We start from the raw sequence: 12,535 nt of genomic DNA, 5'->3' as shown, positions 1-12,535 counted from the left end.
TCAGCTTTGATTCGGCTTCCGGTCTTGACGGAGAGCCTCCAAGACGGCGGCAAGCCCGTGAGCAAGATGCATGCTGTGGCGGAACTGCTTCGTCTCCAAATACTTGCCGATGGCAAGCGTCGCGACCGGTTGGAGCTGCCTGACCCAGAACTGCGCCGTGGCCCCGCTTCTAGCCGACGTTGCGGCGAGCAGCAGAAGCTCCCCCACGGACCACGGGCGGGCGGGGCGATCGAAACCGAAAAGTGCGGCCCCATCTAGAAATCTGTGCGTGCGAGCGTTCCAACGCCGTGGTTGTGCGATGGCGTCCTCGGCACCGAGCATGTCGAATCGGTCGAACCAACCGTGTGGAGAAAGGAACTGTGTTGTTGACACAAGTAACGCCCGCTCAACCTGGTCACGCCGTCTCGGGAGCGTATGCAGAAGGGCGTTCCCGATGTAGCACGTGTGCAGTAGATCCAAACGAGTGCTGAGCTCGCCGTAGGTCCAACCAACGTTCGGGCGGAACTGTTCGAGAACAGCCGTAGCGGCGCCCCGATGGTCTGCGGTCTGGTTACGTTCGCTCAACGGAAGCACGTCGATGTCCTGCGCCCGCGTAAGCACGTAGGACCATTGCGCCACTACATTGAACACCACTTCAGGAATCGACTGACTGAACGTGGGCACCTCGATGCCGTTCCAGGGCTCCCGCCGCGCGCCGTCCAGGAGCCAGGTCAATGCGCCCTTGGCCAGCGCGGCCAGCCGATCCCGGTCTTCGCCATCCGCGATCTCCATGGCGTCCAACAGGCCGGTGACGATGATACAGGTCGTAATCACGTACGGCTCGTTTGCGGACGCCTCGCGGAAAGAAAAACCCAGGCCCCAGGCGATACCGTTGCGCTGGGGGACCGCGGTGCGTTCAAGACGCACAACGGATTGCCGCAAACGGCCCTTACTATAGTCCGTTTTGACGACGCCGGTGCGTTGAAGCGCGGCGAGTGACGACATGTACTTGCCCTCCGCCATGGGGTGGAGCTGCGGAGCTTCCGAGTACTCGTCAGCACTCATGCCATCAGCAACTTCATACTGCCGAAGAAGATGGAGCGTCGCGGTTCGAATCGGGTCCGCTCCTAGCAACCGTGTCGGCACACCGTCCGCGCCCTGGTCCAGCCTCCGTCGCGCCCAGCGGAGAAGCGAGGATCTACTCAACCCCATATCGTCAGCTACAATTCGGACCGCGGCCGGGAAGTCTCCGTCCAGAGCGTTGAGCGCCTGAACCCGTGCGACTGCGACCTCACGCAGCACTGGATCGACCGAACTCATTGGCGCCTCGACTCAGTAGTAGGAGATGCGACGAAGGACTCATCCCAACGAGTGCGCTCCGTCGCAGGGGACATTCCCTGATGGTTCGAAATGGCGAGGTGCAAGCATCGAGCGGCCGCGACCGGGGCTTTACCCTCACACAGTGCAGCCTGCGCCTCCCCTGCGACCTCTTCGATGTGGGGATGGAATGCCTGCTTATTGCTCATGAACTTTTTCCTGACGGCCGATACGCACCATGCCAGTGTAGGGCTCCGGGCGACCGCGGAGGGATTAGTCGACTCCCGGCCTGTGAGCACCTTCACTCGAAGCCAGGTCCAACCAACTAGTGTACCGCTGGGTCCCCGTTGCAGCCGCCCTCACCTGCAGCTTCCAGAGTTACAACATTGACGTTATCGGGAGCACGCCGAAGCTCGAATAAACCGCTGAGTATCGCTTGGCATTAGACGCCCAAGTCCTTTCAGCGCGCACCCATTCGGCACCCGCACGCCTGAGCACCGCACGCTGATCCTCGTTCTCAATTAGGCCCAGCAGGACATCCGATAACGAATCTTTGTCCCCTGCGGTGAACAACGCTGCCGCTCCTGAGTCCTGAGCTATCTCCTTCAAGGCCCCTACATCAGACATAACAACCGCGCGACCTGTGGAGAACGCCTCGAATGGTTTCAGTGGTGTTACGAGATCGCAAACAGGAGAAGGCCGTCTCGGCACAACAAAAATATCGATTAAGCCGTAATAGCGAAGTATCTCTTCATGAGGTACTCGGCCCGTGAAAACCACTCCCCCGTTTCCAAGTTGTGCATTAAGCGCCTTGATGACAGGAAGGTGTGGACCATCACCGACAACAACAAGTCGTACCTCCTCAAACGTTCTTTCCTTAAGGTCATAAAACGCTCTTATTAATGTGTCAATTCCTTCATATTCGACCACTGAAGATATATACCCAATAGTTATCGATTGGCCTGGGATCTTGAATACTCTACGCAGCTCCTCGATGCCATCCGACAAAACAGGGAAACTTTCGGTACTCACGGCGTTAGGCACAATACTGATGTGGGAAGAGGGGTATCCGAATTGAGCTATGTGACCCTTCATCACATGTGCCAGGGTTATGACGTGTGCGCTTCGTCTTCTTGCCTCAATCTCGCGAGCACGGCGCAATGTATAGGCATCTGGCAGTCCCCATTGGCGTTCGATCTCGGTCCAATCTTCAATTCCGTACCTCTCAGAGATGCGTGAAAGCCATGATTCCTCCCAGAATCCACGGCTTTCGTAGATCACGGGGATACCGAAGTGGTTACCAACGGCCTGAGCTGTGATTGCATTGAAGAAATCGGAGTGAGCATGCAGAAGCGCCGGGCGGGCTCGCACGACCACCTCGCGCACCTGCTCAATATTCTCGTCGAGCCAGTCATGGTAGGAGCGATTGGAGCGCGACGACCCCACGAGCGTATAGTAAGTCACATTTTCTAGAGTCTCTGAGCGCAATTGGTCGCGCTCGGGATTTTCACCCACCTGACTCACCACTGACACTTCGAAGCCCACGTCTTGCAGAGCACGAGCGGTGTAGTGAGTCCGGAGAGTGTACCCGGATTCCGTTTTAGGGAAGGCCTTCCCGACAATATGAAGGACGCGCCCTGAAAGAGGGTCTAATTTTCCCTCATTCGGACGCAGCTTTGTCACATATTGCCCTCGAAAAACATCGAGCTCACTCTGTCGACTATTGAGCGCGCTGAGATCGCGATTTGTTCCGGTTACCACAGCGACGCTCCGAAGCACCTTCAAACTTTTATGCAGGTAACCCCGGGCACGGAGCTCGACTGACAAATTGCGTCTCGGCGTGAGCGGTAGAATATCAAGTGCGGCAGCTTCATCGAGCAACCAGAATGCTGTTAGTGGGTCCTCCTGAATGAGCTCCGGCACAATCTGTAGCAGTTCATTCTTGCTGAAAATCCCCTTGCAGCTTCCGGCTTCTAAAGCAAGTTGAACTGCGCGACGCAGGGCGGCCCGTTCCTCTTCGCCCCGCCGGCCGACAATAGCTCGGAGCTCGAGCAACAGGCCTTGCCTACCAACTCTTCCCAACGCTGCTTGAACCCAGTCTCTCTCCCTAATAATCAGGGAACGGACCGTGCTCTGCTGCCCTCTTGAGCTGCGATAACCGTGGGGTGAACGTCTTCCCGAGGAGCGCACGAATCGCGACCGGAGCTCAGTAAAACCGCTAAAGCAAAAAGTCACACAGGCCACTGCAAGAAGCAGTCCGCCCACTGGCCGGGAAGCACCGCCAACTAAAAGCAGTCCCAGCGACGTAACTAACGACATAGCGCAGAGCACTAGGAGAGCCCTGGCCGCCCTTCCCAGTCTGACCTTGCGAGGATCTTTCATGCTTCTCCTACTTCGCATTGCGCCGTAAGTGTCAGCCTCGAAGCGCTGCCACAGCCCTTATGCTCCGGTGATGAAGGCCGGCGATCGCGACAGTACTGTACGCAAGGATCCGCGCGTATCGATGACGTGCACACCCGTCAGCAACTCGGCAGGGATCTCGAGGAAATCATCGTGGTCCACCAAGAGGACAAGGACTGACGAGCCACTCAACGCTGATTCCAGCGATGTCAGGTGGATATTCTCCGTCCTAAGAATCGGCGGAAGCTGCTTGATATGAGGTTCCACGACGTCGATGGTGACATCGGGAAGCCGACTTGCCAGCTCGCGAACAATCGCAACTGCCGGTGATTCACGAATATCATCGATATTCGCTTTGAAAGTGAGCCCAAGCGCTGCAATGGAAGTCGCGCCGCTCGCTGCGACAGCTGCACATGTCTGTTGCAAGACATATTCAGGTTTGTGGTCATTGACCACTCGAGCCGTACGAATGAGCCGCGATTCGTCAGGAGCAGCGGATACTATGAACCAGGGGTCGACGGCAATGCAATGCCCACCCACTCCTGGACCCGGCTTGAGTATGTTGACGCGCGGGTGGTGATTAGCCAGTGAAATTAATTCCCACACGTCAATGCTCAACTTGTCGCAGATTAGTGACAGCTCATTCGCGAAGGCGATATTAACATCTCTGTAGGAATTTTCGACCAGTTTCGCCATCTCAGCCGTTTTTGCATCGGTCAGGTGAATGGTGCCATGGCAGAACACTTCGTATAACTGTTTTGCGACTACGGCCGCTTCTTGCGTGATGCCACCCACGATTCGATCATTCGTCACCAGCTCGATCATCACGCGTCCGGGCAATACTCTCTCCGGACAGTGTGCAAGCAGTATGGCTGGTCTGCCGCCTTCACCGTCGAGGGAGAGATCCGGTCGGAGCTCGATCAAAAAGTCCCCCAAGTGTTGGGTAGCTCCAGGTGGTGAGGTCGATTCTAGGATGACCAGCTCGCCACCTGAGAGCTGAGGCGCGATGGCGCGTGCTGCCGCCTCAATGTGGCGTAGGTCGGCATTCTTGTCCTCAAGAAAGGGAGTAGGGACAGCGACGATATACGCCTGAGCTTTCGGCGTTGTTGTGGACGCGCACAGACGTCCCTGGCTCACTGCGCCAGCGACGTGGACGCTTAGATCGGGTTCGACGAACGGAACCTCACCGCGATTCACCGCCGCGACGATATCCTCGCGGATGTCGACACCAGTCACATTCAGTCCGTTAGTCGCCAGGATCGCCGCTGTGGGTAGCCCGATGTATCCGAGTCCTATAACGACGACTTCGTTAATCACATTCACTTGATCCCCCTCGGAGCTGCGCTCGCGTTGGGATATGGTCTCCCGATCTCACGCGCTTCGCCTCCCTGTCGTTCTTTCCAGTACTTGGGTGGCGATTAGACTTTCGCGGGATTTGTAGCGTAGTTCCTGAGCACTCGCGTGGTCGCCGTTCGACAAGAACGAGGTGAAACGCGAGTACGTGCTGGTCACCGTCTCAACATCACCGTCCATCAGAAGGTCACCACCATCGAGCCAAATCACACGGGTGCACATCTCAGTGATGGTGCCCAGACTGTGGCTGACGAGGAAGACCGTGCCCGCGTGATCCCGTAACTGACTTATTCTCGAACGGCTGCGCTCACGAAATTGAGCGTCGCCGGTGTTGAGTGCCTCGTCGATGAGGAGTATCTCCGGATCAACAGAAGTTGCTATAGCAAAGCGTAAACGGGATGCCATGCCCGAGGAATAAGACTTCATCGGAAGATATATGGAGTCACCCAATCCGGAGACCTCCACTATGTCGTCGAACTTCTCCGCAATTGTCCTACGGTCCATTCCCATCGCAAGACATCCCAGAATGACATTCTGATCACCCGCTAAATCTGGCAAGAGGGCAGCATTGACTCCTAACATTATTGGCGTATCAGAGGCGAAGATGCTGCCGGAGGTAGGTCGGGTGCGACCACTAATGAGCCGAGTGAGGGTGCTCTTGCCGGAACCATTTCGACCGATGATTCCCACTGATTCCCCATGACTCACAACGAGCGACATCTCGTTGAGGGCATGCACGGTGATGGTCGAGGCGCCCCGACGCAGCCGCGACAGCCGGTTCGATGTGGTAGCTGTTTCTGCATGTGTCGAAGCGACCTGGTACTGCATACTTACCCGATCAATGACCACAGTTGGCCTTGCCTTCAAAAGGTTCAGGGAATGATCATTCTGCACTATAGGACTCCTCACCTTGCCAGAAGTAGGCGATACCAATGGCCAGGAACGTCAGGGACCAGGCGGCCAGAATCGCCCAAGACTGCCATGCGGGCAATTGCGCATAGAGCAGGCAATTCCTCGCGATATCCAGCACGTTGAATAGTGGGTTGAGCTTGACCAGAGCGAGCAGGACATCGTTGCCAATGAATCTGTCATACGAGAAGAAGACGGCCGAGCCGTACATCCAGAGTCTAAGGCCGAAGGAAAGCAGGTGCGCGACGTCATTCACTTGGGACACTATCCGGGCCAAGATGAGACTCAAGCCAAGGTTCATCAAGAACTGAAGTCCGAGCGCAGGCAGCAGGAGAGCCCAAAGCCAAGTAATTTCCTCAGTTGGCGGTAGGAGGAGTATGACCACCAGCATCGTAATCACCACGGGGACCGCAGCTAAGACCTCCCGCGCGTTGGCCGCGATGGGAAGGGCTGCGCGTGGAAAAGTGAACGCCCGAATGATGGACTGATTCGATTGCAGTGACCGGGCACCATTGGAGATTGAACGAGCCGAAATCTGATATAGGAAGACGCCAATGACCAAGTACCCAATGAAGTTTTCTATGCCTCTACTGGTTTGGAGGAGCAAGCCGAAAATGAGGAAGTAAGTTAATCCATTGAGTACAGGATTCAGGATCAGCCAGAAGCTGCCCAGGCGATCTTTACGGCTTCCAGCTTGGACTTTCGCTTTGGCGTCGTAGCCGATGAAGTCCCGGCGTTCCCACAGCTGGACCAGATAATCGATGAATCCCGGCCTGGCTCCCACCCGGACCAAACCCCGCGTGTCAATGGGCAAAGAGCGGACACCTATCGGTTCAGGCAGTGATGCGGGCGAGTTTGTTTTTGCCATCAGTGAACCAAGGTCAGGTTGCCATACGCGTCGACTATGGCCCGAGCATTTCGAGCCCATGTGCGCTCCATGAGCACACGCTTGCGCCCCGCTGTACCCATGGCGATCGCTGCGGAAGTAAGCCGGCGGCCGTTGTCTTCGGTTAAGTCGCTGAGGGCTACCGCCAGTGCATCAACGTTTTCCGCTTCGACCAGCTTTCCTGTCACTGAGTCCTCAACTATCTCGTGTAGCGCGGGAAGGTTGCTGGCTACAACCGGTCGGGCCGCGGCCATCGCCTCCACAGGCTTAAGTGGTGTTACGGTTCGTGTTACCTCAAGACTGTTCCTTGGCACCACGAATACATCCAACGCCTGGTGGTACAGGTGAGCCTGCTCGCGCGGAACCCGGCCAGTGAAGATTACGCGGGAGTCGACCCGCAGCTCGCGGGCAAGCTGGCGCAATGCCGGCGCTGCAACTCCATCACCGACAATCAAGCAGTGCAAGTGAGGGTGGTCGACCGCCAACACTGCAACGGCGCGAATGAGAACGTCGAGTCCTTCATAAGCCACCAGACTGCTGACTGATCCTACACAGACTCCATCTCGCCGTAGTCCAAGGAGCTCCCGAGCAGCCGACGCATCCATCGGTTCTTCGAGAAAGTTCCCTCCAACTGCGTTTGGGCAAATGAGGACATCACGGCGAACACCGCCCGTTTTAAGGATTTGCTGCTTCATGGCCTCGCCCAATGTAACCACTAGGGCCGTACTCTGGGTCACAGCCGCCTCACATTCAGTGAAGAGTTTATATCGTTGGCTCGATTTAGCCGTTTCGCTACGCGTGGAAGCCCAAGTGTCAACGAGCTGCCCTCGCACCTCGTAGACCCACGGGATGCCGAGCGCCTCCGCTACTGCCCGGGTGACGATGCCGTTCACGAAGGGCGTTGTAGTGTGCAGCACCGCTGGTCGAAGCTTTTGCGCAAGCTGGAGGACTGTCTCAGCTTGCGCTTGCAGACGTTCATCGAAGCCGGCTGGAAGCCTCGCTGGCAGTAGGCGGTGGTAAGTGACTCCACCGACTTCGTCCTCGTTCTTGCTCACAAGCTTGCCGACCTGGACAGGGTATCCCAAGCGAGTAACGGCATGTACAGTCCAGCCGAGCTGCGACTGCGCCTCCAAAATTGAGTGTGAACGTTGCGCATACCCGCTCCCTGTGTGTGGCAGGGAGTTGGTGAGGACATGTAGAACCGTCCTGTGCTGCGGCTTGTATCCTGGAACCGGATTCAAGGTGGGTGTCCAACCCTGGAAAACTTGGAGCTCGCCCTGTAGGCGCCTTGCCTGACGGAGCAGGCCAGCGGCAGTCAGTTCCGCAATTGCGCCGGTCATGTCCCCGTCGTACCAGCGGCGCCGCGCGCGTGTAGCCGCTGCTGATCCAGCTTTTTCTAGTAGGCGATCCGCCCTGACCGCGTCGTTGGCGGCCAGAGCAACATCCGCCAGCCTAGCCGCTGTCCCCTGCGACACCCTCGACGCCAAAGCCATATCGATGACATGGTTTCGAACGTCAGACATTCCTAGCAGATGGGCTCCAATCGCTTTGGGAACCGGCCGCGAAAACAGACACAAAGCATGTCCAACACGACGCATCAGCTGAGCGGGCATGAGCCGTGCCATTTGAAGCGTAAGCAGGACGGGATCATCTCTTAGATGCTGTGCAGCAGTTGCAGCCGCAAGCTGGGCGTTGCGCAGGATGTTCAACGGTGCGGACCGCCGCCCACCACTTCAGCCAATAAACTCAAATAGGACTGCCCCAGCGTGTAGACATCGGCATTGTGCTGAACCCACAAACGTCCGCCCCCGTTAACACGCAGTTGCGCACGATCATCCGCGAGAACCCTCCACAGGTCCGCCAACGCCTCCGGATCCGCAGGCACTACATGGCCGGCTTCCGCATCTTCCAGAATTTTCTTTGCCTCGCCGCGAACCATCCCGGTGATGTGGCGTCCGACGGAGAGAACCTCGTACGTCTTCGAAGGCACCGTCGTCTCGAAGGACTTCCAGTCGTCGCGTAGAGCGACGATGCAGCTGTCTGCTCCGCGGTAGTACTCCATGACGTCGCGGCCGTACGCGGGATCATGGAATTGCACTGGAGCGTCAATGGTCGCGGCCAACTCCTTGAGTTCATTGCGCATTACGCCGTGGCCCACCATTGTGAGCGTCATCTTGTGCTCGCCCACCAGTGCTGCTGCGCGGATGGGAACCTCGAGCCGCTGGCTCTCGCCGTGATTGCCCAGGTACAGCACGTCGAGCCGGTTCTTCTCGAGCGGAACCGGTTCCAACTTCTCCAAGTGCTCGATATCGACACCGTTACTGACTGTCGCCACATTCTTCAGTCCCCGCTCGCGAAGAGTCCGAGCGAAGCCGTAAGTCACAGTTACCACCAGATCCGCTCGGTCCTGGATCGCGATGATCGCCCGCTCGGCGAGGCTCTTCGCACTGCCTTTGATAAGCCGGGCGTCGCGGGCGATGTCTGGCCATGCATCCCGCATATCGACCACCAGCGGTCGCTTAAGCATACGAGACACTATGTACCCTGTGCCGAGAATAGGCAGGCTTGGAACTGTCACGATGACGACGTCGGGTCTCGGGCCGAGCGCTGCTGCAGGAATACTCAGCCCGGCTGAAAAAAGGTGGTTGGTCAGCCGGCCAAGACGAGTGGTGCGGTGCCAGATGTAGGGAACACGACGAACGCTCTCCCCGTACTCGCCCCGATCGGTCCTGAACGCGCGTCCGGCGACGCGCTTCGGGAGCGTCCGACGTCCGTGGGGTGCATGCGCTACTGGAGCGATGACGTCGACAGCCCACCCCGCGGATCGGAGGGTTCGAACGAACTGCGTCCAACGTCGCTGCGGTGGGCTGTGCTCGGGCGAGTAGGAGTGAGTCAGCAGCAAAACGCGCAAGAACTACCCCCTAATTTGGACTGATTGATACATCTAATTTCGTTCAAGTGCTTGACAGTCTAACGATTGCAGCTTCGGCGGAGGAAATGAGTGCCTCATCGAACCGAATTTTCTACCCAATCGTTATATCGTGGCAGGGCGCGATTAGGTACGACTGCCACTTCGGAGCTGGGCGTAGTAGAGCACGCCCAACCCAATAAGCAGCGCGATGACGAGCGCTCGGGTGAGAGGGTGCTCTCCGATCGGGACCTCTTCCGCCTCCGCCGTCGCCTCCGCATCGACTGCAGCGGGGCTAGGTGATGCGCTGGTGGCGGTTGGAGGTGGAGTTTCGGAAGGGCTAGGGCTAGGGCTGGTTGTTGTCACGGTTGGTGACGGCTGGGGTTCTTCGGAGGACGGCTCCGCCGTGGGCTTCTCCGCCGTTGGTTCGATCTCGACGACTTCCCCGGTCGCGAAGTCCAAACGGAAATTCGTGTACAGGTAGGTGGCGGGGTCGATCAGATTGCCGGTTCCGGGTTCTATCAAGAGTGCGGTCTGGGGTTCCACCAGGTACCCGGTTGCAGGGTCTATAACAAACCCGGTCGCGGGATCGACGGCAGGGCCAAGCTGCTGGACGGGCTGTTGCGGCGCGGGCTGTTGCTGGGCGGGCTGTTGCTGGGCGGGCGCCGGTGCTGGTGCTGGTGCTGGTTCCTCAGGCGGTGACGCCGGCGTCGTCGTCGGCGTAGGCGTGGGCTGTTGGGAAGGGACAGTCACGAGCGGGAAAGTGGGGACCGGCTCGCCCTCGAGTGCCATTGCCGGCGAGGACAATGACGCGAGGAGCAGAAGTGTGCCGGCTACCGCCGCGAGGGTGTGTCTCATCGCTCCTCCGTTAGGCTCCGGCTTCAGCAAGGTCTACAGATTCGAGATACTCCCCCAGCGAACCTTCATCCAGAGCGTTCGCTATCTCAGCTATCGCCGCCTCGTCTTTGACAACGATGGATTGACCATCGGCCGATGTTCCGATCCCGAGGTTCGGCAAAGTGAAGAACTCCACGTCGTCAGGCCGGATGTTTTGCAAACTGAGCCCCAACCCGGCGACCGTACCCGCGTCGAATTTTTCATCGACACTGAGATACGGTGAAATTTCGTTGACTACGCGGCTGATTTTTCCAGGATCGGTGAGCGTGCCGGTACTCAAAAACTCGGACATCACAGCCCTGATGAAAAGCTGCTGATTACGGACGCGCTGATAGTCTCCGTCATCGAAGGCGTACCGCTCCCGCACGAACTTCAGCGCAGATTCACCGTCCAGAGTGATGTTTCCCTGCTCAAAAAACTCGCCCTGTGAACCGCGGGACTGGAAGGCCATTGGGTTGTTGACCGTGACCCCGTCCAGGGCATCCGTGAGGCCTTTGAACCCCTCAAAATCCACGATCACGACGTGGTCGATCGGCGCGTTGAACAGGCTTTCCACCGTCTGCACAACGAGGGGAACTCCACCTAGGGACATCGCCGCGTTGATCTTGTGCTCGCCCTGACCGGGGATCTCGGTCCACGTGTCACGCATGATCGACATGACGTAAATGCTTTCCCGGTCGTTGGGGATGTGAATGAGCATCATCGTGTCGGATCGGGAACCGTCTGCGCTCGTGGGCACGCCACCAACGCCAGCATCCGTCGCACGAGCATCACTGCCCATCAGCAGGATATTCATTGCGCCCTCAGCAGCAGGGGCTCGCGTCGGTCGAGTGGCCTCTTCCGGGAACGCGGACTCGATTGTGGCTGTCTTGGTGTTGAACGAAGTCGCCAGACTAAGTGTGTAGACCGCTACGATTCCCGCCGCAATCACTGCAAACGCGAGCAGGATCAGCAGGACATTTCGGACGACATGATTCTTCTGCACAGGATGGGAAGGGGCATCGTCGTCGTCGTAGTAATTCAACGTACTCAAGCGAAAGGCTCCCCTGTTTTTCAAAAGACTGACCCCTAATGGTACCGGTCTTGCGGAAGCAAGGGGCTGCCGCTCGTACTCCCGGAGCCGTTCCCCGGCCGCTGGCCGCCGGTTCTAGAGCGACTCCTGCTAGCAAACCGTCGATGAACTGGTCAGTAGGTGAACTCGTCGGGGCCTTCGAGTATTTCGATGTTGTTCCTCACCCTCTGAAGGAAGCGTTTGATAAAGATGGCGGTCTTTCTGAGAAGCTTCATGCCTCACCGGCCCTTCAGCAGCAATGGTCACCGTACGTATCGAAGATGACTGATGCGCCTTGCGAAAAGCATGCGGCGCGAGGCGAACATCGGTAACTGGATCAGAAATCAGCCTCCCGCACTCCGGCCGAAGTGCTCTCAGACAACAGAGCCAATTGCGAGGCTGCTGTTGGCATGCAGGTTGATACATGCGACAACGCATCCGTGACGGGCAATACCGCAGAGATATCGGGCACCGCCGCTAGCGGCACGTCAGGCCGGGCCATTGCATCCGCTCGGAAGGCACCCGGCCTACTCCACGGTCACGGGGAATACTCTCCGGTACTCAGGACCCGCCATCCACTGGTGTGGGGAACGTGGCCGCGAACAACTTATAGCGAGCGGGGGGAAGGTCCTGGATGTCCTCATACAGGGACGCGGCGAAGGTAAACGCTGGCGACGCCGTGGTAGCCGTACTCTCGGAAAGGACCCGCCGGAGGGGGACGTTGAGTTCCACTGGTTGGACCCCCGTTAGCAGTCCAGCGTCTATGCGATAGCTAATTGGTTTTCTTGCGTCCAGTTTTCTCAGTAGCGTTTCGGCGTCATGCCGGCCAGGGATC

Annotated in this window: 10 protein-coding genes; 1 reads left to right on the top strand and 9 read right to left on the bottom strand. The window is 58.0% G+C overall.

Annotation, left to right across the window (positions count from 1 at the left end):
• The 9 genes from ABFX19_RS14780 to ABFX19_RS14740 all read right to left on the bottom strand — a co-directional run bounded on the left by ABFX19_RS14780 (position 1) and on the right by ABFX19_RS14740 (position 11,673).
• On the bottom strand, positions 1 to 1,044 hold the full coding sequence (locus ABFX19_RS14780) for a hypothetical protein (RefSeq protein ID WP_346028772.1): 1,044 nt from the start codon (positions 1,042 to 1,044) through the stop codon (positions 1 to 3).
• A 630-nt stretch (positions 1,045 to 1,674) separates the two neighbouring features.
• Complete coding sequence (locus ABFX19_RS14775; protein ID WP_346028771.1) at positions 1,675 to 3,351, bottom strand: glycosyltransferase; 1,677 nt, start codon at positions 3,349 to 3,351, stop codon at positions 1,675 to 1,677.
• A 384-nt stretch (positions 3,352 to 3,735) separates the two neighbouring features.
• Positions 3,736 to 5,019: a UDP-N-acetyl-D-mannosamine dehydrogenase gene (wecC, locus tag ABFX19_RS14770; protein WP_428831055.1), complete on the bottom strand. Its 1,284-nt coding sequence runs from the start codon at positions 5,017 to 5,019 to the stop codon at positions 3,736 to 3,738.
• Positions 5,020 to 5,067: 48 nt separating this feature from the next.
• A complete protein-coding gene (locus ABFX19_RS14765) occupies positions 5,068 to 5,943 on the bottom strand; it encodes an ABC transporter ATP-binding protein (RefSeq protein ID WP_346028770.1) in 876 nt (291 codons plus the stop codon).
• A complete protein-coding gene (locus tag ABFX19_RS14760; protein ID WP_346028769.1) occupies positions 5,933 to 6,826 on the bottom strand; it encodes an ABC transporter permease in 894 nt (297 codons plus the stop codon). The genes ABFX19_RS14765 and ABFX19_RS14760 overlap by 11 nt, the downstream gene beginning before the upstream one ends.
• A complete protein-coding gene (locus ABFX19_RS14755) occupies positions 6,826 to 8,184 on the bottom strand; it encodes a glycosyltransferase family 4 protein (protein ID WP_346028915.1) in 1,359 nt (452 codons plus the stop codon). The genes ABFX19_RS14760 and ABFX19_RS14755 overlap by 1 nt, the downstream gene beginning before the upstream one ends.
• 365 nt (positions 8,185 to 8,549) lie before the next feature.
• Positions 8,550 to 9,746 carry a glycosyltransferase family 4 protein gene (locus ABFX19_RS14750; RefSeq protein WP_346028914.1) on the bottom strand — a complete coding sequence of 399 codons (1,197 nt, stop codon included), beginning with the start codon at positions 9,744 to 9,746 and terminating at the stop codon, positions 8,550 to 8,552.
• Between the two features lie 153 nt (positions 9,747 to 9,899).
• Entirely contained in the window at positions 9,900 to 10,610 is a 711-nt protein-coding gene (locus tag ABFX19_RS14745; protein ID WP_346028768.1) for a hypothetical protein, read from the bottom strand.
• A 10-nt stretch (positions 10,611 to 10,620) separates the two neighbouring features.
• Positions 10,621 to 11,673 (bottom strand): LCP family protein, encoded by a 1,053-nt coding sequence (locus ABFX19_RS14740; protein WP_346028767.1) that lies wholly within the window; start codon positions 11,671 to 11,673, stop codon positions 10,621 to 10,623.
• A gap of 152 nt (positions 11,674 to 11,825) precedes the next feature.
• Between ABFX19_RS14740 and ABFX19_RS14735 the strand changes: the two genes are divergently transcribed.
• Positions 11,826 to 12,032: a hypothetical protein gene (locus ABFX19_RS14735; protein WP_346028766.1), complete on the top strand. Its 207-nt coding sequence runs from the start codon at positions 11,826 to 11,828 to the stop codon at positions 12,030 to 12,032.
• Positions 12,033 to 12,535 lie beyond the last annotated feature (503 nt).

Source organism: Arthrobacter parietis, from assembly GCF_039530425.1.
Taxonomy (GTDB): Bacteria; Actinomycetota; Actinomycetes; order Actinomycetales; family Micrococcaceae; genus Arthrobacter_D; species Arthrobacter_D parietis.
The sequence above is the reverse complement of the archived record's forward strand: the minus strand, read 5'-3'. Positions and strand labels throughout refer to the sequence as shown.